The sequence below is a fragment of the Alcanivorax hongdengensis A-11-3 genome (assembly GCF_000300995.1).
In the GTDB taxonomy this organism is placed as follows: Bacteria; Pseudomonadota; Gammaproteobacteria; order Pseudomonadales; family Alcanivoracaceae; genus Alcanivorax; species Alcanivorax hongdengensis.
In genome coordinates, this window is record NZ_AMRJ01000020.1 from 39907 (window position 1) to 64534 (window position 24628).

The 24628-nt window shown below is 58.3% G+C and carries 27 protein-coding genes and 1 pseudogene; 8 read left to right on the plus strand and 20 right to left on the minus strand.

The annotated features are described in order from the left end of the window. Positions 1-112: 112 nt before the first annotated feature. The gene (locus tag A11A3_RS12255) at positions 113-382 is read right to left on the minus strand and encodes a hypothetical protein (protein ID WP_008929621.1); all 270 of its coding nucleotides are present in this window, start codon (positions 380-382) and stop codon (positions 113-115) included. Positions 383-510: 128 nt separating this feature from the next. Here A11A3_RS12255 and A11A3_RS12260 point away from each other — a divergent pair, with 128 nt between their 5' ends. Continuing rightward, complete coding sequence (locus A11A3_RS12260) at positions 511-1041, plus strand: VOC family protein (RefSeq protein WP_202802686.1); 531 nt, start codon at positions 511-513, stop codon at positions 1039-1041. Positions 1042-1051: 10 nt separating this feature from the next. On the opposite strand, the gene A11A3_RS12265 is transcribed toward A11A3_RS12260, so the two are convergent. After that, positions 1052-1933: a metal-dependent hydrolase gene (locus A11A3_RS12265; RefSeq protein ID WP_008929623.1), complete on the minus strand. Its 882-nt coding sequence runs from the start codon at positions 1931-1933 to the stop codon at positions 1052-1054. A gap of 485 nt (positions 1934-2418) precedes the next feature. Between A11A3_RS12265 and A11A3_RS17765 the strand changes: the two genes are divergently transcribed. Next, the gene (locus A11A3_RS17765; RefSeq protein WP_157375661.1) at positions 2419-3006 is read left to right on the plus strand and encodes a hypothetical protein; all 588 of its coding nucleotides are present in this window, start codon (positions 2419-2421) and stop codon (positions 3004-3006) included. A gap of 124 nt (positions 3007-3130) precedes the next feature. Here A11A3_RS17765 and A11A3_RS17770 read toward each other — a convergent pair whose 3' ends face one another. From A11A3_RS17770 to A11A3_RS12280, 3 genes are all read right to left on the minus strand, one after another. Continuing rightward, entirely contained in the window at positions 3131-3907 is a 777-nt protein-coding gene (locus tag A11A3_RS17770; protein ID WP_157375663.1) for a hypothetical protein, read from the minus strand. Positions 3908-4043: 136 nt separating this feature from the next. After that, complete coding sequence (locus A11A3_RS12275) at positions 4044-7106, minus strand: efflux RND transporter permease subunit (protein ID WP_008929625.1); 3063 nt, start codon at positions 7104-7106, stop codon at positions 4044-4046. Between the two features lie 5 nt (positions 7107-7111). Continuing rightward, positions 7112-8209 (minus strand): efflux RND transporter periplasmic adaptor subunit, encoded by a 1098-nt coding sequence (locus A11A3_RS12280; RefSeq protein WP_008929626.1) that lies wholly within the window; start codon positions 8207-8209, stop codon positions 7112-7114. Between the two features lie 107 nt (positions 8210-8316). Between A11A3_RS12280 and A11A3_RS12285 the strand changes: the two genes are divergently transcribed. Continuing rightward, on the plus strand, positions 8317-8961 hold the full coding sequence (locus A11A3_RS12285) for a TetR/AcrR family transcriptional regulator (RefSeq protein ID WP_008929627.1): 645 nt from the start codon (positions 8317-8319) through the stop codon (positions 8959-8961). Here A11A3_RS12285 and A11A3_RS12290 read toward each other — a convergent pair. From A11A3_RS12290 to creB, 4 genes are all read right to left on the minus strand, one after another. Next, positions 8946-9200, minus strand: coding sequence for a hypothetical protein (locus tag A11A3_RS12290; protein ID WP_008929628.1), 255 nt, complete (start codon positions 9198-9200; stop codon positions 8946-8948). The genes A11A3_RS12285 and A11A3_RS12290 overlap by 16 nt on opposite strands. Then, the gene (gene creD / locus A11A3_RS12295; protein WP_008929629.1) at positions 9197-10531 is read right to left on the minus strand and encodes a cell envelope integrity protein CreD; all 1335 of its coding nucleotides are present in this window, start codon (positions 10529-10531) and stop codon (positions 9197-9199) included. Before creD ends, A11A3_RS12290 begins: the two co-directional genes overlap by 4 nt. A 132-nt stretch (positions 10532-10663) precedes the next feature. Then, a complete protein-coding gene (gene creC, locus A11A3_RS12300) occupies positions 10664-12073 on the minus strand; it encodes a two-component system sensor histidine kinase CreC (protein WP_008929630.1) in 1410 nt (469 codons plus the stop codon). Then, positions 12070-12735, minus strand: a complete 666-nt coding sequence (gene creB / locus A11A3_RS12305) for a two-component system response regulator CreB (protein WP_008929631.1) — start codon at positions 12733-12735, stop codon at positions 12070-12072. The genes creC and creB overlap by 4 nt, the downstream gene beginning before the upstream one ends. 86 nt (positions 12736-12821) lie before the next feature. On the opposite strand from creB, the gene A11A3_RS12310 reads away from it, so the two are divergent. After that, entirely contained in the window at positions 12822-13184 is a 363-nt protein-coding gene (locus tag A11A3_RS12310) for a SpoIIAA family protein (protein WP_008929632.1), read from the plus strand. 3 nt (positions 13185-13187) lie between these two features. Here the strand turns inward: A11A3_RS12310 and A11A3_RS12315 are convergent, their stop codons facing one another. Continuing rightward, the gene (locus A11A3_RS12315; protein WP_008929633.1) at positions 13188-13631 is read right to left on the minus strand and encodes a GAF domain-containing protein; all 444 of its coding nucleotides are present in this window, start codon (positions 13629-13631) and stop codon (positions 13188-13190) included. Between the two features lie 155 nt (positions 13632-13786). On the opposite strand from A11A3_RS12315, the gene A11A3_RS12320 reads away from it, so the two are divergent. The 3 genes from A11A3_RS12320 to A11A3_RS12330 all read left to right on the plus strand — a co-directional run bounded on the left by A11A3_RS12320 (position 13787) and on the right by A11A3_RS12330 (position 15905). Further along, entirely contained in the window at positions 13787-14404 is a 618-nt protein-coding gene (locus A11A3_RS12320; protein WP_008929634.1) for a TetR/AcrR family transcriptional regulator, read from the plus strand. A gap of 109 nt (positions 14405-14513) precedes the next feature. After that, the gene (locus tag A11A3_RS12325) at positions 14514-15479 is read left to right on the plus strand and encodes an NAD(P)H-dependent flavin oxidoreductase (protein ID WP_008929635.1); all 966 of its coding nucleotides are present in this window, start codon (positions 14514-14516) and stop codon (positions 15477-15479) included. Between the two features lie 36 nt (positions 15480-15515). Further along, complete coding sequence (locus tag A11A3_RS12330; RefSeq protein WP_008929636.1) at positions 15516-15905, plus strand: nuclear transport factor 2 family protein; 390 nt, start codon at positions 15516-15518, stop codon at positions 15903-15905. On the opposite strand, the gene A11A3_RS12335 is transcribed toward A11A3_RS12330, so the two are convergent. From A11A3_RS12335 to A11A3_RS12380, 10 genes and pseudogenes are all read right to left on the minus strand, one after another. After that, complete coding sequence (locus A11A3_RS12335) at positions 15902-16222, minus strand: potassium channel family protein (RefSeq protein WP_008929637.1); 321 nt, start codon at positions 16220-16222, stop codon at positions 15902-15904. The two genes, A11A3_RS12330 and A11A3_RS12335, sit on opposite strands and share 4 nt — an antisense overlap. A gap of 100 nt (positions 16223-16322) precedes the next feature. Further along, complete coding sequence (locus A11A3_RS12340; protein ID WP_008929638.1) at positions 16323-17057, minus strand: lysophospholipid acyltransferase family protein; 735 nt, start codon at positions 17055-17057, stop codon at positions 16323-16325. 41 nt (positions 17058-17098) lie between these two features. Beyond that, a complete protein-coding gene (locus tag A11A3_RS12345; protein ID WP_008929639.1) occupies positions 17099-19156 on the minus strand; it encodes a BCCT family transporter in 2058 nt (685 codons plus the stop codon). A 97-nt stretch (positions 19157-19253) separates the two neighbouring features. Next, positions 19254-19541 (minus strand): hypothetical protein, encoded by a 288-nt coding sequence (locus tag A11A3_RS12350; RefSeq protein ID WP_008929640.1) that lies wholly within the window; start codon positions 19539-19541, stop codon positions 19254-19256. Positions 19542-19561: 20 nt separating this feature from the next. Further along, complete coding sequence (locus tag A11A3_RS12355; RefSeq protein WP_008929641.1) at positions 19562-19813, minus strand: hypothetical protein; 252 nt, start codon at positions 19811-19813, stop codon at positions 19562-19564. Positions 19814-19953: 140 nt separating this feature from the next. Next, positions 19954-20715, minus strand: a complete 762-nt coding sequence (locus tag A11A3_RS17285) for a glutathione S-transferase family protein (protein WP_008929642.1) — start codon at positions 20713-20715, stop codon at positions 19954-19956. A gap of 48 nt (positions 20716-20763) precedes the next feature. Next, a pseudogene (locus A11A3_RS12365) lies at positions 20764-21414 on the minus strand (methyltransferase domain-containing protein); the annotation flags it as partial. Positions 21415-21469: 55 nt separating this feature from the next. Then, positions 21470-22545 (minus strand): IS3 family transposase gene (locus A11A3_RS12370; RefSeq protein ID WP_157375665.1). Its coding sequence is split into 2 segments (ribosomal slippage): positions 21470-22293 and positions 22293-22545, totalling 1077 coding nucleotides; the frame shifts between segments, so codons are not numbered across the junction. A 314-nt stretch (positions 22546-22859) separates the two neighbouring features. Then, positions 22860-23207, minus strand: a complete 348-nt coding sequence (locus A11A3_RS17475) for a DUF3024 domain-containing protein (RefSeq protein WP_008929646.1) — start codon at positions 23205-23207, stop codon at positions 22860-22862. Positions 23208-23318: 111 nt separating this feature from the next. After that, positions 23319-23708: a hypothetical protein gene (locus A11A3_RS12380; RefSeq protein WP_008929647.1), complete on the minus strand. Its 390-nt coding sequence runs from the start codon at positions 23706-23708 to the stop codon at positions 23319-23321. A gap of 254 nt (positions 23709-23962) precedes the next feature. On the opposite strand from A11A3_RS12380, the gene A11A3_RS17480 reads away from it, so the two are divergent. After that, a partial coding sequence (locus A11A3_RS17480; RefSeq protein WP_202802687.1) for a phage integrase N-terminal SAM-like domain-containing protein occupies positions 23963-24628 on the plus strand: 666 nt, incomplete at its 3' end.

The window sequence follows — 24628 nt, forward strand, 5'->3', positions numbered from 1 at the left end:
AGAGCCGCCCTGAAATATCCGTGCCGCGCGAGCTGTCCGGGATTGAGATTGGCGTCAGACCTCTGACGTCCGACCTTTTACTTTTTCCCTGTAATCCGCGAAGCACCCATCATTAGCGGTCTTTCTGGCGGTCGTTCTTTTCGTCTTCCAGCACCTGCTCCAGCTCGTCACGGGGCAGATAATCCAGATCCCAGTGCGAGGTAAAGGTCTCCTTGAGGCGCCGGCGACCACGGTGCAGTGGCTGCGGGTCCTGGTCGCTCCCGTGGGCCGGGTGATACTCGTTGGCCGCCGGCGCCGGTGTGTCCTCTTCATCGCGGTTGTCCGCCGTCGCTGGCGGCGCGGCACCCAGCCAGCGTTTTATCTTTTCGATCCATGCGGGCATATTGATCTCCAGCCGTTTGCTTGCCTGGCTTTTTGTCAGTGTACGGCTTTTCTGTTCTTATCAGGTCAAGGAAACTTCAATACCGCCAAAAAGAGGGTAAAACCATGCGATGGCGAGGCGTGCACCACGTGGAATTTTCCGTTCTGGATTATGACCGGTCCATTGCCTTTTTTGACCAGCTGTTCGGCTGGCTGGGCTACAAGAGTTTCGGCACCCTGGATATCGGTTATCGCTCCACCTATTACATGGCGCGGTTTCCGTTTTTCCATAGCTATATCGGCATTCAGCCGGCACAAACCGGCGAAAGACTCGACCATGAGGAGCATCGTACCGGTATTCATCACCTGGCCCTGTGGGCCAGAAACCGGCGGGAAGTGGACCGCTTCTACCAGGAGTTTCTGCTCGCCAATGACATTCCGGTCACCGACAAGCCCGCCGAATACCCCACCTACACTCCGGGCTATTACGCGGTGTTCTTCGATGACCCGGTCACCGGCATCCACATGGAGTTGAGCCATACACCACTGCTGGCATCACCCGCCGCCTACCGGCGCTGGTTCGCGGCCCTGCGACAGGAATGGGAGCAACACCCGGAATGGCAAAAGCCGCCCTGGAAGGAAGCCATGCGCCCCCTGCCATCCAGGAAGGCGCAGCGCTGAGTACCGGCGGTCAGGCCGCCAGTGACGGTTCGTTGAGTAGCTTGGCGAGTTTTTTCAGGGCATTGCGGCGCAGCAGGGTGCTGTCTTTCTTGCCCGGATGAAAGTCACGCTTGTAATAGGCCAGGTAGGACTTGCCCAACCGGCGCAACCAGCCCGGCTTGCCCAGTAGCCAGTTGAAGCCCTGGGCCACGGAACGCCAGTCGGTGCTGTCACCCATGCCCTTGCGCAACTGGTAGTAGTGGAACGCCGTGAAGCTGATGAACTCCAGCGTGGTGAAGGCCATCTCCGAGGTGCGCACCAGATAGCTGCCCACCTGTTCCTGATAGACATCAAAGGCCACCGCCTTGTGCTCGCTTTCTTCCACCGCGTGCCACAGCCACAACGGCAGCATGCGCTCGTCCATGCCCTTGAGGAAATCCGGGTTTTCCAGAATCAGTTCCGCCAGCATGGCGGTGAAGTGTTCCAGCGCACAGGTCTTGGCCAGCTGGCGCTCCGGGGAAAGATGCTTGGCCATGAAACGCATGCCCCGGTTCACAAAGGCATCCACGGTGCGGGTGGGTACCCCCTTGGACTCCATGAAATCGTTGAAGGCATCGTGCTCCTTGCCGTGATGCGCCTCCTGACCGATAAACCCCTTTACCTCTTCCTGCAACCTGGGGCTGCGCACCTGTTTCTGATAGTGGCGCACGGAGCGTACGAAAAAGCGCTCGCCCTCCGGGAAGGTACTGGACAGGGCCGTCAGCAACAGCGTCTTGAACTGGTCGTTATCGAACCAGTAACGGGGAATGGCCGCATCGAATTCAAAATCCATGTGACGCGGCTGAATGCTGCTCTGATTGGTCTTTTTCAGTTGCACATTGGCCTTGGCATTCATGGCGGCCTCCTTGTTCATGACCCTTTCAGTATTGGCCAGTCAAAACTGGTACACTAGTGCAGGTCGCGCCATTTTTGCCCTTCTGACGGCGATAAACGGCATAAAAGGGTCATCGCGGTATTGCGAAAACCAATTGCCAGCCCTAGTTCCACCTGTTGGCGAACCACTTCTACCATGCTAGGGCCAATCAGCTTATAAATACTCCTTTGAGAAGTTCTATGGTACCCAGCAACACTTTAAAGAGTCTGGCGGTAATTGAATGAAACCGGACTCAAGTGTAAGCGATGGCTAAAAATCTTAAAGCGCCCGGAATACTTTAATAGCTTGACGGCATCCAGACTTGGCTTGATGCTAGGAAATTTAAAGATCCAGCAGACGGAAATGGGGTGGGATACATGCAAAAAATTACTTTTTAATTTTCTATATTAATTAGAAACCAACCCTCCAGAAGATATCAATCAAGGTCAAACTGGCCTGCAGACAATAAAAATCAGAGAACGATGATGGATATAGGATCGAATGAGGTTTCCAACGTACTTTCCAGCTTTTCTCTATTAGTCTCTGGCGTTTTGGCTTACCTCTACATCAGAGACAGACGACACTCCAAATTCAGCATTGCAAATGATTATATTAATCAGCTCTTGCAATGGCACCACTCCGTGGTCTCGATCCTTACTGAACTTAGGCTGAGAAGGTTTGAGGAAACATGCGATGATAAAAGAGCTCTTCTAATTGAACTTTCAGCCTCTATAGAAAAGGGGCGGTTTTTCTTCCCTAACATCAAACAAGAAGAGTACGGAACAGATAAACCACCCGCTTACCGAGGTTATAGGAATATCGGCTTGGATTTTCTAGTGGCATCTTACAATCTTCACCACAAACCATGGAATACAAGCTTGGACCAGCAGGCGGAAAAGCTACAGCGATTATTTACATCTATAGTATATGAAATAGTTAGCCCTAGCGAACGACTCAACACTATTAGAAAGCTTACCAACATATACTTTGTAAAAGGCCTTTCTGTTGAAGATCTTCAAGACCCTAAACAATTATCCGCCATAAGCCACATATGGAAAATACCTAAAAAATAATATTATAACGACCTTTATAAAAACTCTTTATCCACTCTTCCCTTTGACGAATCTCTTAAAAAACAATAAACATTATTCCCGAAAGCCGCACACATTTACTTTCCTTTCCACCCAAAACTCACACTTATTGAGAAAGAGAAATCAACCCATCAACCACTTCACTATAAGCTCTTGTTTTTATTATTAAATCTCCGGAAAACACATCTCCTTGTTTTTTGTGTCCAACGTCAGCGATATAAACATCGCCATCTTTATATGGCCTCCAACAAGCCCTCGTCTTTCCAGGATTATCACTCCACTCATATGTGGCAAGAAGCCCCCACTCGCACCAAGTGTCTGGTTTATTTTTAGTTATAGAGATCGTCAACTTACTATTATCTCTAGAATCAATACCATAAATAACAGCAACAGAACCTTTTTCAGGCTCAGAAAACCCCGCCTTATTAGGTAGCCCTTGCTGAGAAGCCACCTGCTTTCTTGCTCCAAGCCCGTCATACCCTGGCGTAAATTTCCACCAAAAATCAGCTGGCTTTGTTGTAAAAAAATCACTCTGAAGAAGTTCTTCTTGAGAGCTTTCTCCTGTCAATATATTAACCCATTCAAGTTGAACTTTCCCTCCCGGCATTGATATCCAGCACCCGACACTATGATTAGTCTTGGCCCCTTTGCCTTTCTTTACTAATTCGACTTTCGCGAATTGATATCCTTTTGGGCAATCATGATGTTTGGAACTAAGACTAGTCACCATCTCTATCCCCAATGGTCCATCATCCGCCTTAACCGCAAAAAACTCGGAACAAATAGATTCAGACGAAAAAAATAAAAACACAGCAGATAAAATAATTTTTTTCATTTCAGAAAGCCATTCATTAAAAATGTCATATTTTATATATGAAAACATATACTTTTACTTCTAAAGAAGAAAAGAACAGGTTTAACAACACGAGAACCATAAATCAATAATTCTTGGTTAACCTCTCGGTAAAACATAAAAAACGGGCGCCACTGGCGCCCGATGAATCAGCACAAGGAGTCGTTTACGACGGGTTGTGGCTTTCCTTGACCCGGAACCAGGCCGCATACAGGGCCGGCAGGAACAGCAGGGTCAGCCCCGTTGCCACAATCAGCCCCCCCATGATGGCCACGGCCATGGGGCCGAAGAAGTCACTGCGTGACAGCGGAATCATGGCCAGCACCGCGGTCAGGGCAGTGAGCACAATGGGCCGGAAGCGACGCACGGCGGATTCGATGATGGCATCCCAGGGGGTACGCCCCTGATCGATATCCTGCTGGATCTGATCCACCAGAATCACCGAGTTACGCATCACCATGCCCGCCAGGGCAATGGTGCCAAGCATGGCCACAAAACCGAACGGCTGACCGAACAGCAGCAGGAACAGGGTCACCCCGATCATGCCCAGCGGCGCGGTCAGGAACACCATGGTGCTCAGTGACAGGCTGCGCAGTTGCAGCATCAGTAACGTCAGCACCACCACCACGAACAGCGGCATGCCGGCATTCACCGAGGCCTGTCCCCGGGCGGACTCTTCCACGGTGCCGCCCACTTTCAGCAGATAACCCGGCGGCAGCTGCTTGCGGACATCGGCCAGGGTCGGGTTGATCTGGTTGACCACGGTGGCCGGCAGCTCGTCACCATAGATGTCGGCGCGCACGGTAATGGTGGGCAGACGGTTGCGGTGCCAGATAATGCCATCCTCGAAGCCGTACTCCAGCGTGGCCACCTGATTGAGCGGCACGGTGCTGCCATTGCTGGTCTGCACCGCCAGGTTACCCAGCTGCCCCAGCTCACGCCGCTCCAGCTTGTCGCCACGGACTTCCACGTCGATCAGCTCGTTGTCCTCGCGATACTGACTGACGGCAATGCCCGACACCGACGCCCGCAGGGCATTGGACAACCCCTCGGAGGTCACGCCCAGGGCCCGCGCCCGATCCTGGTCGATATTCAGGCGCACCACCTTGCTGGGCTCGCCCCAGTCCAGGTGCACATTAGTCACGTAGGGGTTTTCCGCCACCTTGGCGGCCACCTTGCGAGCCAGGGCCCGGACTTCCGGAATGTGTTCGCCGGACACCCGGTACTGCACCGGGTAGCCCACCGGTGGACCGTTCTCCAGGCGCGACACCCGACTGCGCAGGGTGGAGAACTGCTTGCCCATCACCTCAATCAGCCAGCGGCGTACCTGTTCGCGTTCTTCGATATTGCGGGTCAGCACCACGAACTGGGCAAAGCTGGCGGCCGGCAGCTGCTGGTCCAGCGGCAGATAGAAGCGCGGCGACCCGGCGCCCACGTAGGCCACGTAATTTTCGATCTTGTCGTTGTTGGCCAGCAGTTTTTCCAGCCGCTCGGCCTGGGCTTCGGTGTCGGTGAGCGACGCCCCCTCATTGAGCTTCATGTCCACCAGCAACTCCAGCCGGGCGGACGACGGGAAGAACTGCTGCGGCACCAGTTTGAACAGCCCCAGGGCAATCACGAAGATGGCCACGGTCAGGGCGATCACCGTCTTGCGTCGCTTCACGCACCAGGTCACCACCTTGCGAAAACGCTGATAGAACGGCTTTTCATAGGGGTCATGCAGATCGCCATCACCATTGCGACGGGCCAGGTCCGGCAGCAGCTTCTCGCCCAGATAGGGCACGAACACCACCGCCGCCACCCAGGAGGCCAGCAACGCCAGGGTCACCACCTGGAAGATGGAGCGGGTGTATTCGCCGGTGCCGGATTCCGCAGTGGCGATGGGCAGAAAACCCGCCGCCGTGATCAGGGTACCGGTGAGCATGGGAAAGGCGGTGCTGGTCCAGGCAAAGCCCGCCGCCTTGATGCGACTGAGCCCCTGCTCCATCTTGATGGCCATCATCTCCACGGCAATGATGGCGTCATCCACCATCAGCCCCAGCGCCAGCACCAGTGCCCCCAGGGAAATCTTGTGCAGGCCGATGTTGAAGTAGTGCATCAGCGCGAAGGTCATGGCCAGCACCAGCGGAATGGAAAAGGCCACCACCAGGCCGGTACGCATGCCCAGCGAGAAGAAGCTCACCAGCAACACGATCACCAGTGCTTCCACCAGCACCCGGATGAACTCGCCGACGCCGGCCCGCACCGCCGCCGGCTGGTCGGACACCTTGCTCAGCTGCAGGCCCGCCGGCAGGGTTTTCTGTAAATGTTCAAACTCCGCATCCAGCTGCTTGCCCAGCGCCAGGATATCGCCGCCCTCTTTCATGGACACGGCAATACCGATGGCATCATGGCCCATGAAGCGCATGCGCGGCTGGGGCGGATCGCTGTAACCCCGGCTGACCTTGGCGATGTCACCGAGCCGGAAGGTGCGGCCCTCCACATGAATGGGCAACTGACGGATTTCTTCCACCGACTGGAAGGCCCCGGACACGCGCATGCGCACCCGCTGGGTGGGCGTTTCAAAGAAGCCCGCATCGGACACCGCGTTCTGCGATTGCAGGGCCTCCTGCACGGCGGTCAGCGGCACGCCCAGGGATGCCAGCTTGGTATTGGAAATTTCCACCCAGATTTTCTGGTCCTGCACACCGACCAGCTCCACCTTGCCCACATAGGGCACGCGCTGCAGGGCCAGCTGCAGGCGGTCGGCGTAATCCTTTTTCAGGGCGTAATCGAAACCGTCACCGGTGAGCGCATAAATATTGCCGAAGGTAGTGCCGAACTCATCATTGAAGAACGGCCCCTGAATGCCCTGCGGCAGGGTATGGCGGATATCGCCGACCTTCTTGCGCACCTGGTACCAGAGATCGGGAATCTCGGAGGAATGCATGTCGTCCCGGGCCATGAACATGACCTGGGACTCACCGGGCCGCGAGAACGAGGTGATACGGTCGTAATCGCCGGTTTCCATCAGCTTCTTTTCGATGCGCTCGGTGACCTGGCGAGATACCTGCTTGGCACTGGCACCGGGCCAGATTGTGTGGATCACCATCACCTTGAAGGTGAACGGCGGGTCCTCGCTCTGGCCCAGCTTGGTATAGGAAATGGAGCCCAGGATCGCCAGCATGATCATGGCGTAAAGCACCAGGGAGCGGTTTCGCAGCGCCCATTCGGAGAGATTGAAACGCATAACGCTTACTCCCCGGTCAGATCAAGCTGTCGGTTCTGGCGGTCCAGCGGCAGCACTTTCTCGCCCTCGCTGAGCAGCTGGGTGCCTGCGGCCACCACCCAGTCCCCGGGCTTGAGCCCTTCCAGCACCGGCACCTGCTCGGCCAGGTAGGGGCCGGTCCGTACCGGCGTTTTCTTCAGGGTCAGGCTGGCCGGATCCACCACCCACACATAGGGGCTGCCGTCGTCGGCGGTGACCGCCGCCAGCGGCAGCAGCAAGGCGCTCTCTGCGGAAGCATTACCGACAAACACCCGGGCACTCTGGCCCAGGTCGGCGCCCACCTGATCATTGTCAAAGGCCACCCGGGCCTCGTAGGTGCGCGAGCGCGGGTCCGCCGCCGGCGACAGTTCGCGAATCTTGCCGGGGAACGGCTTGCCGGGGCGCGACCACAGTTCAATGGATACCGGCTTGCCAACACTGAAACGGTCGATGTCCTGCTCCGGCAGGTCGATACGCACCTCCCGATCACCGTCCACCGCCAGCACGAACACCGCCTGCCCGGCAGCCACCACCTGGCCGGCTTCCGCCAGACGCTGGGCGATCACTCCCGGTCGCGGCGCGCGCAATTCGGCATAGTCGGTCTGGTTGCGGGCCACATTGAGCTGGGCACGGGCCTGCTTGAGCTGGGCCAGGCTGGCATCAAAGCGGCTGTCCACGGCATCAAACTGGGAACGGCTGACCACCTTGCGCTCCAGCAGCTCGCGGTACCGCTCCAGTTCGCTCTTGGCCAACCGGTGGTCGGCCTCGGCGGAGGCCAGTCGGGCACGGGCAGATTCCAGCTCCAGGCGCACATCCTCGGCATTCAGCCGTGCCAGCACCTGCCCCTTCTTGACCCGGTCGCCCACTTCCACCTTTCGGTCACTGATCTTGCCGCCAATGCGGAAAGCCAGCTCCGGCTCGTAACGGGCCCGGACTTCACCGGGGAAGATATCCACCATATCCCCGGCCTGCTGGGGCTGCACCACCAGCACGGGGCGGGCCGCCGTCTCTTTCTGGTCGTCCGGTGAGGAACAACCGAACAGCAGCAGCAACGGAATCAGGACAAGCGCTCGCGAAACAGACATACATCCTTCCCGGCACACAGCGGTGCGTCACAGAAAATGCCACCGGGTTGACCCGGCAATGTTATACTTGCCAGTATAGTAATTTTATTGAACTTGTGAGTCCAGTATTGAAAACCGCCCCTGATTCACACAACAGCGCCCCGCGAGGGCGCCCCAAGGACCTGGCCAAGCGCGCCGCCATTCTGGAGGCCGCCAAGTCCCTGTTTCTGGTGCACGGCTTTGCCGGCACCGGCATGGATGCCGTGGCCGCCGATGCCGGCGTCTCCAAGCTGACGGTCTACAACCACTTCCGCGACAAGGAAACCCTGTTCACCGCCGCAGTCTCCGCCAAGTGCGAAAACATGATGGCCCTGCCCAGTATCACGCTGGACAGCAGTGAATCGCTGAAATCCGTACTGCAGCAGATCGGCGAAGCCTTCCTGGCAATGATCAACAGCGACGAGGCGGTCAACCTGCACCGGCTGATGGCCAACCAGGCCCACCTGGACACCGAAATGGCCCGGCTTTTTTTCGAGGCCGGCCCCCAGCGCACCCTGGACGAGATGGAACGCCTGCTGGTAGATGCCCGCCAGCGTGGCCTGCTGCGCATGGACGACACCGCCATCGCCGCCGAGCAGTTCTTCAGCCTGCTGCAGGGCTGCCGCCACATGAAGGTACTGATCGGCTGCGACGCGCCGCACAACGCGGATGAAACCACGGAACACGTGGGGCACACCGTGAAGATGTTCCTGGCCGCCTACGGCACCGCCTGACCCTGCCCGGCCCGCATCAGCGCCCGGCCACGCCGGCGCTGGCCCTCCAACCAGCACAGCTCACCCAGCAGATAGATCGCCCGGTGATCATCCGGGTTACGGACCAGTTGCTGCTGTAACAGGCGGCGGGCCCGGTAACGACACCAGTGCGCCAATGGCGGCTGGCGCCCGGCCAATGCCATCAGCAGGGCCACTCGTTGATGCAGCGACGCCGGCGCGGCGATCCGGGCGGCCCTCACGGGGCCACCCCATTGCGCCCGGCGGAAAAGCCGTGCCAGTCCAGTCTCCGGGTCACACCCATCACCGCCGCCAGCGCCGCGAACAGCAACAGCGCACCCATCAGCAACGCATAATCTTCCGCCATCAGAATGCCGTAGATCATGCCCTGCACCAGCAGCAGCGATAGGGCAAACCCCCAGCCGGCCCGGGCCGAGCGCAACACCGCCACCAGGTAAATACCGATCAGGCCACAGCAGGCCAGCGCCGCCGCCAGATAGGCCCAGGCAAAACGCAGATGCTCACTGAGCGCCACCAGCAGCAGATAGAACATCGCCTGAGCCAGCCCCACCAGCAGGTACTGCATGGCATGCAGCGGATAGCGGCGCAGCACCTCAAAGAGAAAGAAGGCGGCAAAGGTAAGGACGACAATCAGAAAACTGTATTTCAGCGCCCTCTCACTGGACAACAGCCCGGTGACCGGCTGCACCAAATCCACCTGCAGGCGTTGATCCTGCGCCTGACAGCGGCCATGGGTCTGGTCGCAATGAATGGCACTGGCCGCCGCCAAGCTATTGGTATGCCAGCGGGCGGAGAACCCGCGGTCACTGATATCGCGCTCCACCGGCAACGCCAGTCCCACAAACCCCGGGTGGGGCCAGTCCGCCCGCAGGCTCATGTCGGTTTCCTTGGCCAGCGGCAACACCGACAACGCCTCACTGCCGTTGAGGTTCAGCCGTACCTGTACTGTGAAGGGGCCCTGCAGATCCGCCGGCAGGCGTACCGCCACACTGCCCTCGCCCAGGCCATCCGGTAACTGGCCGGTGGGCACCAGCGGCTGCAACCGGTCATTGATACGAATCTGCGGGCGTTCCACCAGTCCACGAAGATCGCCCACCCTCACCACCAGCAAGGGCGTCGCTTCGCCCAGCACCTGATCGGCCTGGGCCGGCTGGCGCCAGCCGTCGGCGAAACTGGCACGGAGGCTGAACAGCCCCTGATAGACCGGCGCCCCGTAGATGCCCCGGTAACGTACCCAGCTCTTGAGCTCGCCATCCACGTTGAGTACCTCCGGCAACTGCCGCTCCAGTACCTCCTTGCGCATCGCCACAGTGCAATCCTCGCCGCGCTGGCAGTCGCTGCGCACGCCCATCACCCGCCGCACGCGCGGCACCACGATCATGGGCCCGGCCAGATGCTGCGGTCCGCCCACCTGATGGGCGATCTGCTGCTGTACCTGCGCAGCCCGCAGACTGCGCTCGGTGATCTTGCCCTGGATCATCAACAACGGCACCACCAGCACCAATACCAGCCCGGCAATGGTGGCCATCTTCAATAACAGACTCTGTTTCATTTATCGTCTCCCCGATACTGGAAGACGTCAGCATGAAAACCCGGTTTGAGGGTTTGATGAGGATTGTGTGAGCAAGCCCAAGCCCGACCGCTCACCACACGCTGAGTACGCAAGGGGGTTTTCAGCAGCCTGCTAGTGCTGGGGAAGAGTCAGAGTGGCTCGCACGCCGTTGCCGGTGTTGGTTAATGCCAAGCTGCCACCATGCAGGCTGGCGATTTCGTTCACCATGGTCAGGCCGAGGCCGGAGCTCTTGTCTCCGCCCTGAGCCGGCAGGGAATAGAAGCGGTCAGTGACGCGGCTCAGAGCGTAGTCGGGAATGGTCGGGCCGATGTTTTCCACGCTCAAGCGGTTTCCCTCGACCTGCACCAGCAGGGTAGTTTCCGCGCTGGCAAACCGCAGGGCATTATCGAGCAGGTTGAACAAGGCCAGTTTGAGGGTTTCCGCTTCCGCTTGCAGATGGCAATCATCGACCTTGAGTGTCAGACGCTTGTCCGCCAGCAGTGAGTAGCGGCTGCGCTGCCACTCCTCCACCAATGCGGCAATATTCACCTGACGTTTGCGGGCGGGCAGGCTTTCCAGCTTTTCCAGCCGGGCCATGGCCAGCAGCCGGTCGAGCAGCGCACTCAGGCGCTGGCTTTCGTGCACCACGTTATCGGTGAAACGTTGCAGGGCCGGATCGTGAATTTCCTCGGCAAGGATTTCACCGGCACCCCGGATGGCCGCCAGCGGGCTTTTCATTTCATGGGTCAGCAGGCTGACGTTGTCTTCCAGCCGGGCGCGCTCCTCAAGCCGGCGACGCATGGCGGTAACGGCCTCGGCCAGATCCTGAATCTCGTCGCCACCGCGGAACGCCGGCGGTGCCGGACGACCGCCCTCGGCCACGGCCAGGGCATAGCCGCGCAGGCGACCCACCCGACGCGCCAGCCACCAGGCCAGTAATACGCCCAGCAGCAGACACCCTCCCAGCGCCAGCATGCCATACAGGGTCAGGCGTCGTTCCGCTCGGTCAACAAAGGGCTGCAGGGAATGGCTGGGCTTGCCCAGGCTGACCACCCCGATCAGGCTGCCGTCGCTGCGCACTGGCGCCGCCACATACATCACTGAACTGGTAGGGTCCTGCGGATCACGGCGAGTGGTGCGCACCCCGTAACGGCCCTGCAGGGTCAAGTGCACGTCGTTCCAGCGCGAAAAGTCCTTGCCCTCATCTTCGCCCCGGGAGTCATACAGCACCCTCCCCCGGGGATCGGTCACATAGACATGGGTATCGATGCCCGCTTTCTTCAGGCCCCAGATTTCCGCCTGCGGGTGGCGGTGGGCATAACGGTCCAGGGCGTCACGCAGAGTCGGGGTAATCACCAGCCGGCCCTGGTCCGCATCGCTGCCAATCAGCTCGGCCAACAGGTTGGCGGCATCCACCAAGGTTTCCTCGGCGGACTGACGCACCAGTGGCTGGGTTTCACGAAAGACCATGTCGAGCACGAACCAGCCGACCACACCCAGTACCAGAAAATAGAACAGCAGCAAGCGCTGGCCGAGTTTCACGATGCCTCCAGCACGTAACCCAGCCCGCGCCGGGTGGCAATCAGGCCGTCACCGCCAAGCGGTCGCAGTTTGGCGCGCAGGGTCTTGATGTGGGTATCCACGCTGCGCTCGAAACTGTCCTCATCACTGTCACAGATATCCAGCAGTCGGGCGCGACTGAAGACCTGCCCGGGACGATCCAGCAGCGCCGACAGAATACGGTACTCGGAGCGAGTGAGTTTCAGCGGCTGACCACGAAAACAAATTCGGGCGCCGGCCTCGTCATGCTGCCAGTCGGCTTGCCGTGGACCGGGCGACGACGGTTGCAGGCGTTTGAGAATAGCGCGAATACGTGCCACCACCTCGCGAGGGCTGAACGGCTTGGTGACATAATCATCACCACCCAGCTCCAGGCCCAGAATGCGGTCCACCTCGTCCTGCCGGGCGGTGAGAAAAAGCACCGGCACCTCACTGTCGCGGCGCAACCGTTTGAGTACCTCGAAGCCGTTGATATCCGGCAGCCCCACATCCAGTACCATCAGGTCAAAAGCGCCCTCGACCATGGCATCCAGGGCCTGCTGGCCCAGAGCCACATGGCGTACGGCAAAATGTTCGCGCTGCAAAGCGAACATCAATGGCTCGGCGATGCGCGGTTCATCATCAACAATTAAAACAGTCTGCACTTGAAAAGGTCCTGGTCGGCAACCATGGCATGATAACCACAGCCGCTTACCCGGCCCAAGGAACACATAGACAGGGAGGCAACATCATGCTCGAACGGATCGACAATCTGCCCGACGGCACCGTCGGCGTCAGCGCCCATGGCACCCTCACCGCCGACGACTATCGCCAGGTGCTGGTGCCGGCCATCGAGGCCGCGCTGGCCAAACACGACAAGATCAATTTTCTCTACGAAATCGGCCCCACCTTCGAGTCATTCTCCGCCGGCGCCATGTTTCAGGATGCCCTGGTGGGCCTGCGCCACCCGCTCAGCTGGCACCGCATTGCCGTGGTCACCAGCCATGAGTGGATCGAGAGAATGATGGACCAGGCCAGCGCCCTGATACCCGGCCAGGTGAAAGTGTTCGACTGGGCCGAACAAAAGGATGCGCTGAGCTGGCTGGCCGGCTAGCGATTAACCGGCCTTGCGCCGCTCCAGCATCAGCGCATCCAGCAAGTCACGGCCGGTGCTGTAGAGCTCGCGAATGTCGCGCAGGAAAAAGGTCTTGGAGACCTCAGTCTGCACTACCAGCACGCCATAGAGCAGCCCCTCGCTGAGCAGGGGAATGCCCAGGTAGCTTTTGTAGCGTTCCTCGCCAGAGCCGGGCACGTAGTGGTAGTCCTCGTGGTCCTGAATATCCCGCGCCACTACCGGTGCCTGGGTGCGTGCCACCTTGCCGGTGAGCCCCTGGCGGTAGCTGAGCAAGGCGCCCAGCGCTTCCTGATTGAGGCCGCTGGTGGCCACCATTTCCAGCTCTTCGTGGGCCGGCATGGCACGGTACAGGCTGCAAACCTGCACGCCGAGACGGTGGCGCACGGCATCCACGCGGGCGTGCATGTAATCGGGGGTGATGGACACGATCTTTCCTTCCTGTCTTCCGGCGAACATCGCCACCGGTATCACATTCAAGATTTATGCCGGTTTGCGGATTTGCCCGCCCGAGCCTGTCTCAACCTGGCCGCACTTATCCTTTACACTGTATCGCTGTTACCGCGCACCAGCAGGAGCCCAGGGTGGCCAAGAAAGCCAAGACCGAAGAAGAAATTGCCGCCTTCCGCGAGCGCGTCTGCGACGCCGCCACCCGCCTGTTCACCGAGCGCGGCCCGCAGAACGTGACCATGCGGCAGATCGCCGCCGAAGTGGGCGTCAGCGCCATGACGCCCTACCGCTACTTCCAGGACAAGGACGAGATCCTCGCCACCGTGCGGGCCGCCGCCTTCGACCAGTTCTCCAACGCCCTGGAAAAGGCCATGGCCGAAGCCCCGGATGCCCGCGCCAAGGCCCGTGCCGTGGGCGATGCCTACGTGGCCTTTGCCCACGCCAACCCGGCGGCCTACCAGCTGATCTTCTCCTTCACCCAGCCCGACGAGGAGCGTTTCCCGGAGCTGGTGCGGGCCAACAGCCGCGCCCAGCAGACCATGGTCAGCTATGTGCAAGACATGATCGCCGCCGGCCTGCTACAGGGCGACGCCCAGCTGATCGGCTACATGTTCTGGGCCACCCTGCACGGCATCGTGGTGCTGGAACTGGCCAGCGGCCTGCGCGGCATGGACGGCAACACCCTGCGCGAGAAGATCATGCGCACCCTCTACGCCGGCATGCAGGCACACCCGCCCACCCTGGACGATTGACTATTTCGCTCACCCGCTGATCATCGCCATACTTGACGCAATAAAAATATACGTTGTAAATTTTACAGGGTAAATTGATAGCCCGCCGGGCCCGCCACGAGGATCTGCCATGTCTCTGCCTGCTGAACTGAACGCCAAACTGCGCCTGCCGGTGATGTGCTCACCGCTGTTTATCATCTCCAACCCGGACCTGGTGATTGCCCAGTGCCAGGCCGGCGCCATCGGCTCCTTCCCGTCCCTGAACGCGCGCCCCCTGTCACAGCTGGACGAATGGCTGCACCGCATCACCGAAGAGCTGGCCGCCTGGGACAAGGCCCACCCGGACCTGCCGGCAGCGCCCTTCGCAGTCAACCAGATCGTGCACCGCTCCAACGACCGACTGGAAAAGGACCTGGAGCTGTGCGCCAAGTACAAGGTGCCCATGGTGATCACGTCCCTGGGCGCCCGCGAGGACGTCAACCAGGCGGTGCACAACTGGGGTGGCCTGGTCATGCATGATGTGATCAACGACCGCTTCGGCCGCAAGGCCATCGAGAAAGGCGCCGACGGCCTGATCGCCGTGGCCGCTGGCGCCGGGGGCCACGCCGGCACCCAGTCGCCCTTCGCGTTGATCCAGGAGCTGCGCCAGTGGTTCGACGGCCCGCTGGCCCTGTCCGGCTCCATCGCCAACGGCAACGCCGTCCTTGCCGCCCAGGCCATGGGCGCGGACCTGGCCTACATCGGCTCGCTGTTCATCGCCACCGAAGAAGCCAACGCCGCGCAGGGCTACAAGCAGATGATCGTCGACAGCAACGCCTCGGATATCGTCTATTCCAACCTGTTCACCGGCGTGCACGGCAACTACTTGGCGCCATCCATCATCAATGCCGGCATGGACCCGGCCAACCTGCCGGAAAGCGACCCGTCAAAAATGGATTTCGGCTCCGGCGGCAACAGCGACAAGAAAGCCTGGAAAGATATCTGGGGCTGTGGCCAGGGCATCGGCGCAGTGGATCGCATCCAGACCGCCGGCGAGGCCGTGGCGCGCCTGGCCGAGGAATACCGCAAGGCCCGCCAGGCCCTGCTGGCGGCATAACAGGCTGCTGAAAAACAGCCCGACAAGGAGAAAACCATGTCACAGTTACCGATCCACCGCTGGCATCAGCTGATCGCCAGCGGCGACCCGGCCGGGCTGGATACCCTGCTGGCCGACGACGCCGTGTTCCACTCGCCGGTGGTCCACACGCCCCAGGCCGGCAAGGCCCTGACCCGAGCCTACCTGAGCGCGGCCATGGCGGTGCTCAATAACGACAGCTTCCGCTATGTGCGCGAACTCAATGACGGGCAGCACTCGGTGCTGGAATTTCAGCTGGAGCTGGACGGCATCAGCGTCAACGGCGTGGACATGATCCAGTGGGACGAGCACGGCAGGATCATCGACTTCAAGGTCATGCTGCGGCCCTACAAGGCCCTGGATGCGGTGCGCGAGCGCATGATGGCCATGCTGACCAAACAGGGCTAGGCCGCGAAATAGGACTGGAACGCCTGGGTGGCGGCGGCCACGGTCACCGCCACAAAGATCCCCGAGAACATGATCCCCACCACCGCCGTGGCCACCGCCAGCGCCTGGGTGCTACGGCGGCTCGGCCGGCGATCACCGTAGCCCACGGTCAGCGCGGTGATGAACGCCCAGTAGAGCCCTTCATGGCGCGGCCAGCCTTCCAGCCTGGCCACCATCAGCCCCAGCAAGGTAATCACCAGCACGAAGAACCCCAGCAACGGGTAGGACAACAGCATCGCCTTGCCGAAGTACTGCAGAAAGGTAACGGTAAATTCCATAGCGGCTCGCAAGCAGGCGACGGGTGAAGTCCTCATTATCCATAGCCATCATGGTGACGACCATGACAACCCGGTGGTTGATGAAAACACCCGCCGGCGGTTATCCCCGCGCCCTGCCTCCCTTGCCTGACCAACGCCGATGGGTCGCCTCGCCCACCGCACGCAGGCGCAGCAGCAGCGCCTCGCGGTCGTCATAGCCAAGGCCCGCCGTAGGCAACGGGTCGGTGTAGTGAATGACAATGCGCCCGGGACGGATTTTCCACTGGCCCGGCGCCAGGCAGGCCCGGCTGCCGGCGATATACACCGGGTGGATCGGCGCCTGGGCCTGGATGGCCAGCACCACCGGCCCTTTCTTGTAGGGGCTGAGGCCACCGTCATCACTGCGCCGCCCCTCCGCGGACAGATACACCAGCCCGCCGGCGCGGGCATAAGCTGCCGCCCGCCCCAGTTGTCGTTTGGCCTGGGCCGGGTTCTGGCGAATGATTACCCAGCCCAGGCACACCGACACCCAGCCAACAAAGGGAATCAGCGCGTACTCGATATTCCACACGCCCTTGACCGGCAGATCCCAGCTGGCAAAGCCAACGGTAGGATCGATCAGACTTTGCTGGGTGAGGCCGACGATGATGCCACCCTGGCGCAGGGCCTCAGCGTTGCCGTCATAACGCACGTCCACCTGAATACCGAACAGGGCCAGCACCAGGCGGTTCCAGCTGCGCACCAGGCGCCAGGCCTGCCGCTGGCTGAACGGCCCCACCAGCAGCGCCATCCCCAGCAGGGGAACCATGGCGCCGATGGCAAGGGCATAACGGACGAGCTGTTTCAGGGTATCCACGTGTTTTTATTGTTCCCAGTCCGGCCGGGGCCCGTGGTTGATCAGGCCCCGGCTTTGCCATCCGGGTGATCGGGCGGCTCGGGCACGTTGAGCAGGTCATCATGCTCGGCCATATCCCAGGGCAGCTTGCCCGGCGCGTTATCCAGGAAGTGCAAGTAGTTTTCAAACTGGTCGAGAATATCGCGGATAATATCCTCGGTGTGATAGCCAAACACATCGTAGGAACGCCCGCCCCGGCGCAGAAACACTTCCGCCCGGCAATAATCGTTGCCATCACCCACGGACGGCCCGGCACTGGCGTAACGGGGAATCGGCGAAGTCACCAGACGAATGTCATAGATAAAGCCCACATGGCCCTCACGGTTGACCACCAGCTCCGCCCGAATCAGCTGCTCATCAAACGCCACCGACGCCTCCCAACCGGCAGCGCGCAATTCCAGCACCACCTTCTCCATGCTCGCCATGGCCGTGGTGCGGATGAAGGTTTCCACCTCCTGACGTTCCGGAAAGCGAATCATGGCCGTCAGCCGATGACGCCACTGGGCGCCGGTCATATGCCGGCTGGTGGCCATGTGTGCCTGCAGGCTGGTCTCGCGGTGGCTTTCGATAATCAACGCCCGCCACATGCCTAGCGCAGCAAAAATGATGACCACCGCAAACGGCAGCGCGCTGGCAATGGTCATGGTCTGCAGGGCACTCAGGCCGCCGGCCAGTAGCAGTACCGAGGCCACCAAACCTTCCAACGTGGCCCAGAACACCCGCTGCCACACCGGGGTTTCAATAACCCCCCCGGAAGCCAGCGAATCCACCACCAGCGAGCCGGAATCCGAAGACGTCACAAAGAAGGTCACGATCAGCAGCACCGCCAAGAAGGAAATCACCGACGACCAGGGCAACAGATCGAACAGCTGAAACAGGGCCACCGCCTTGTCCGCCTGCACCTCTTCCACCAGCACGCTCACCCCCTGATTCATGATCAGGTTGAGCGCCGTGTCACCAAATACCGCGAACCAGAAAAACGTGAACAGGCTGGGCACCAGCATCACCCCCACCACGAACTGGCGAATGGTGCGGCCCCGGCTGATCTTGGCGATAAACAGGCCCACAAAAGGTGCCCAGGCAATAGTCCAGCTGAAGATGAAAAGCGTCCAGTTACCGATCCAGTCACTGTGACTATAGGCCTGCAAATTGAACGTGCGCTCGACGATGCCGCTCAGGTAACTGCCGGTGTTCTGCACAAAACTTTCCAGAATGTGAATGGTCGGCCCCACCACAAACACGAACATCATCAGCGCCACCGCCAGAATCATGTTGAGCATGGACAGGCGCTTCACCCCCTTATCCATGCCGGCCACCACCGAGAAGGTGGCCGCCACCGTGACAATGGCAATCGCCGATATCTGCACGGTACTGCTCATGGGCAGCCCCCACAGATAATGCAGCCCGGCGTTGATCTGCGTGGCCGAAAGGCCCAGCGTGGTGGCGATACCAAACAGGGTGCCAAGAATGGAAAACACATCAATGGCGTGGCCAATGGGCCCGTGGATCTTCTCGCCGATCAAGGGATAAAACGCCGAACGCATGGACAACGGCAGGCCATGACGGAAGGCAAAGTAGGCCATCACCAGCCCCACCAGCCCGTAAATCGCCCAGATATGAAAGCCCCAGTGGAAGAACGCGATCTGCATGGCCTGCTTGGCGGCACCCACGGTCTCCGGCGCGCCCACCGGTGGCTCGGCATAATGCAGCACCGGCTCGGCCACACCAAAGAACAGCAACGCAATGCCGTAACCGGCGGAGAACAGCATGGCAAACCACTCCACAAAGGAGTACTCCGGGTCACCATGGTCCGGCCCCAGCTTGATATTGCCCCAGCTTGTCAGGCTGATACCGATGATAAAGATCAGGAACAGCGCCACCACCAGCATGTAGAACCAGCCGAAGGTATCGGTAATCCAGCGTTGTACCTCACTGAAAAACTGCCCGGCCAGGGTGGGGTCACTGATGGTGCCAATGATAAGAAGGAGAGAAACCAACACCGCCGGCACGAACACCGGCACCAGAATGGTCGACTTGCGAAGCGCCTTGCTATCCGCCATGGAACTGTCCCTGTTTCCGTTTTCGTTATGCCCAAATAACGATATTTACCCTACAGGGAGGGGCGCAGGCTGTCACATGGCAAGGGTCATAATACCGTCATGGCGACACGCTCGAGTCGCGGTCGAAATGCTCACTGAGCCAGCTGGCATCACGACCCAGCTGACGAAGATGACGCACCGCCCCCAGCATAGTCACATCAAGCTCACTGACCCGATCCGGGGTGACATAAACCAGCGAACCGGACCAGGGGTCCGGCGCCCCGGGCATATAGATAACCACCCGCGTCGCCAGCCGCTCCACCTCGAAGCAGACCTGGGCATAATCATCAAACGCCACCATCACCGGCTTCAGCGAAGACGCGCCGGAACCGCCACTCGGTTCCAACGTCGAGCTGCAGCGCATTGTTATGCATCGTTACCACCGACACGATGAATGTAGAGCTTTTCTGTCGCGGGCCGAATATCGAGAAAATATTGCTCTCCGCAGCGCTTGCATGTAGTTGGGTGACTCTCGTCGCTTCCCTTGCGATTCTCAAGTGCGACGCCAAGAACCGGGTGGCCGCAGTCCGGACAACAGAATGCTATGTTATTGCCGTGAGCGTCGGCCTCGATCTCGACGCCTTCTCCGTCCATGACGAGAAAATCAGTGATCTTCATTCTCGCGGCTCCAGCTGCGGGTTTTGATAACGCTTGAGCTAACCTGCATTTGAGGTGACGCCGGTTTTTTCGGCAGAAAAAACCGGCGGTGGTCAAACGTCAGGTGCAGCGATTTGTTCGGCCGCGACACTCCCACACCCTCACCCATCAATCGCTGCACTTTGACCGCGATATTCTCGATAGATACGCCGCACATATTCGCAGCCCTTATGGGCCTGCCAGCGCTTCAACCAAGCCTCCCAACCCGGTGGCAATGGCTTCGGAATATCAACGGGAAACTCCGGCGGGAAGCATGTTGGGAACAAGACAGTAGCTGCAGTAAGATCAGCAACACTAAATTGCCCACCGACCAAATACCCGGTCTGTTCCGCATTCTCTGCAACAAAATCCAATGCTTCCTGAGTCAGTATTCGACCGGCCTCTGCACTATCTGGAGTAATTTTCATATCCAGCATCATAACTGCGCGTACAGCAGGAAAAGCACCGACATAAAGTTTCTGCTTCAACCCAGATAGCCCGGAAGCGATACGCCGTGCGCTGTACTCGGTATCAGGCAATATTTCATAAAACGTAGCACAACGAACAGCAGGGCCGATCTTTTCATCGAACCATTTCTGGGTTTTCAATGCTTGCTCTCGGAGAGCCGGATCTTGAGGATACAACGGCGGGTCAGGCCATGTTTGCTCAATATACGAAAGTATCGCCGCTGAATTTTTCAACACCTTGCCGTCATGGCGCAGTATTGGCATTGCCTTTTGGCCGAAACGTGGCATGAGCTGCGCGGCATGCGGCCCCGGCAAAAGTGAGTGCCGAATGTGTGGCACGCGTTTGTAGTCCAATGCCCATCGCACCTTCTCCTGATACATGGAAAAGTGCATTTGCCAAAGTTCTGGTTGATTCATACTGTTCCTTCCCGAGCGGCCTAACGTCTGCGTTATGCGTGCGTGCCATCAATGGCCACCTGGCTTGCGCCCCCGAACAGAAATCATGGGCGGTTGGGACAAATCCAAGACACCCCTTCGAACATTCTCAAGATGTTGGTCAATTTCCGTGTCCGTTACGATGCCGTTCTCAGTCAGATCGCTTCTGATCATGTTTACAGTGGCGACTTCCAGAGGCACACATTCCGGCATGGTGATTGGAAAATACGCCTCAGCCGAAATGTCTACCATTCCAGCATCACGAAACATTCGAGGAAGCTTCCTGCCAAAGGATATATCGGCTCCTCGCCCAGACAACAGGCCTCTGAAGCCTTGTCTTATCTTGTTGGCGAGTCTTTGCTCAGAGCCAAATTCGTCAATACAGCTCAAGGGTTGAAGGGCTGGATCAGCGTCCTCTATAACTAACCAACCTCCAGGTTTCAGCACTGATAGCATATTTCTAAGCGCACGCGCTCGCTCGGGCACGTGAACCAAGACCAAGCGAGCGTGCACCAGGTCAAATAGCTCATCCGGCGGCTCATTCAGCGCAACATCATGCTTGATGACTTGCACTGTAGGAGACGCGGCCTCCTGAGCCCAAGAATCGTCAATATCTGTCGCCAAAACGCGCCCAGTATCACCAACACGCTTTTCGATCATGCGAACAAGCGTTGATCCTCCTGCCCCGACCTCCCAGGGTAATCACCCCATTTTTAGCGTCGCCCAAAAGTAGAGCTTACGCAGCCATCAGTGGCGGCTTGCCGCCATTGGCTTTGTGGGGTCGACGATGATTGTAGAACCATAACCACTTGGTCGCATAATCCTGAACTTCCTCCAGGCTATCGAACAGGTGTTTGCTCAGCCAGCTGTAACGGATTGTCCGGTTCGCACGCTCGATGTAGGCGTTCTGCTGCGGCTTTCCGGGCTGGATATACTCTATGCGAATCTCCCGCTTCTGAGCCCAACTGACGAACTCGTGGCTGATGAACTCGGGCCCGTTATCGCAGCGAATGGCTGTCGGTTTGCCTCGCCACTCGAGAAGCTGGTCCAGCACCCGAGCCACTCGCATCGTTGGCAGCGAGAAGCCTGCCTCAATGGCTAATCCTTCACGCCGGTAATCGTCAATCACATTAAATAAACGGAAGTTCCTGCCATCGCTGAGCTGATCGTGCATGAAGTCCATCGACCATATCTGGTCCGGCTTGATTGGCTCCTTCAGGGGCTCAGGCGTTTGCCGATTCAAGCGGCGCCTGGGCTTGATTCTCAGGTTCAGCGCAAGTTCGCAGTAAATGCGGTATACCCGCTTGTGATTCCAGCCCTTGTTCTCGACGTTGCGAAGATAGTGAAAGCACTGGCCGAAACCCCAGTCACTCTCTTCCTCGGTCAGCTTGACCAGCCAATCGGCGATCTCGACGTTCTCATCACAGAGAGCAGGCTGATACCGGTAGCAGGTCTCGCTGATCCTGAACGCCGCACAGGCCAGGCGGACTGAGACGCCATTGGCTGCGACTGCTTGTTGAGCCATCTCCTTGCGCCGGGATGGCTTTACCACTTTTTTGTGAGTGCCTCTTGGACAATCTCGGCCTTGAGGCGCTCCTCGGCATACATCTTCTTGAGCCTGCGGTTCTCGTCCTCAAGCTCCTTCAGGCGAGCCATCAGGGACGCGTCCATACCCCCGTACTTGGCACGCCACTTGTAGAAGCTGGCGCTGCTCATGCCATGCTCCCGGCACAGCTCGGGAACAGGCACGCCATTCTCCGCTTGCTTGAGGATTGCCAGGATCTGGCTGTCCGAAAATCGTGACTTCTTCATGCAGAATCTCCTTCGTGCTAGGTTACGAGAAAATTCTACTTTTGAGCAGGGCTAAATTTCGGGGTGATTACCCCAGCAGCACCATCCAGCCGTCATTCCACAAGCATCAAACTGCCGAAACGTGCCTGGATTGAATAGCGCAGACAAAGCCGCGAAACGTTGGACTGCTTCCAGCTTACGGTTTTCCAACAAATATGCCTCGGTCATATTGCCCTCCATACTTTCAACTCGGTGACGCATAACGCCGCCAACAGCGGCCGAGCGTAGCGAGGTCCAGCCCCGCAGGGGCGATGCTGCCTTTTCTTGTTATGTGGTTACCCCCAAAAACACGCATATTCATCTTTTTCAACGACTGCCAGAAACTGATTGAGCGAACGAACCGTTGGATTTGGCTCGTATCTATGCCACTTAAGATCGGCTCGCAGCCAGAATACCTTCCATATTTTTTGGCTTTTCACATATGTCGCTTTGGCAACAGGATGCCGCAGTATTTCTTTTGGGTCATTCCACCTTGGGCGCACTTCGAATATCTCGACTGACTGCCCATTGATCAGAAATCCAATATCAAGTTGCTTTCGAACATGAGCCGGCGGGCGCTTTCCTTCAACATAGGAAGCGACTTCTTTTTTATACCGCGCTATTTCAATTTCGCTGAAGGCCACGACTTATCCTCATTACCACATAACGCCCCAAGCAGGGGCAGATTTTGCGTTTTGAGCGGAGCGATGCAAAATTTGTCCCACTGCCTTGGCTTGTTAAATGCTTCATGCGCTTTAATCCAAACGAATATCGCATTCTATCTTTTTTATAATAGGAGCAATTTCCTGTGCCTGATTATCTTTATCGGCCCACTCCCCAGAACTTTTCTCTAAACGATGAAGCCTAACAAGCACATCCATGAATTGCTCATAGAGATCGGAATCGAAGTGGTACTTAGATGCCACAATGGTAGCCTGCTCATCCGAATACTCAGATATTTTGAAGCTTCCCGACTCTGACTCAAAACCTCTAGCAATGCGATTAACAGCTAGTGCGACTCGATTCTTATCAAGAAGAAAAACATTTTTCCTGTTCTCAATTATCGTTTTATAGGAGAAAAACACCGCAACTGCCGCTGCAATTGCAGATACAACCGAAGGAATTTCCTTAATCCACTCACTCACAAGGCACTTCCCCTTCTACCATTTAACAGTTAATTCAACGACATTTGTCGTATATCTCTCTTTCGTATATCCCCAGCCTGCCGGTCCCCAAGGCACCGGGCTTCTTTATTGAAATCAGAAGCCTGCAGATATTCCCTCGCCTATCTCGCTTGAACTTTTGCGGCATTTGTCGTTGAACCCGTTTCGTATATCACCGGATTTTGTTCGCAGAGCATTTTCAATATGTCATATTTTTCACGGACTTGGCCACCCTGGTGGGAATTCTGCCTGGATTATTACGACTCTTGTCGTTGAACTCCGACTTTGACATCTCTTTCTTGAACGAATACTGTTTTTTTGAACAGTACAAGGAGATGCAATATGGCCATGGATGTGCCCCGGCATTACCTGCAACACCAACCCGGCTAATGGATCGTTTTCGCGCCTTTATCCGCAGTCGTAATATGGCTTTCCGAACGGAAAAGACCTATGTGCATTGGGTTCTGCGCTATATTCGTTTTCACGACCGGCAACACCCTGAGCAACTGAAATCCCGGGATGTGGATGCCTTTCTTACTTATCTTGCGGTCCATAAACATTGCAGCCCAGCCACGCAGAAGACCGCGCTCAACGCGCTGGTGTTTCTTTATCGGGAATTTCTTGGCCAGCCGCTGGACGCTCTGAACTTTTCCTATTCTCGCAAACCACAGCGGGTGCCGGTGGTGTTCAGCCATGCAGAGGCCCAAGCGTTAATAGGCCACCTTACCGGGACGAACCAGTTGGTGGCACGGCTGATTTACGGTTCAGGGTTACGTATCAACGAGGCATTGCGATTGCGGGTCAAGGATGTAGATTTTGCCATGCAGCAGATCACTGTGCGTGGCGGCAAGGGCAACAAGGGAACCTCTGAAAAACCCCTTGCACGCTCAGGCTTACAGGCT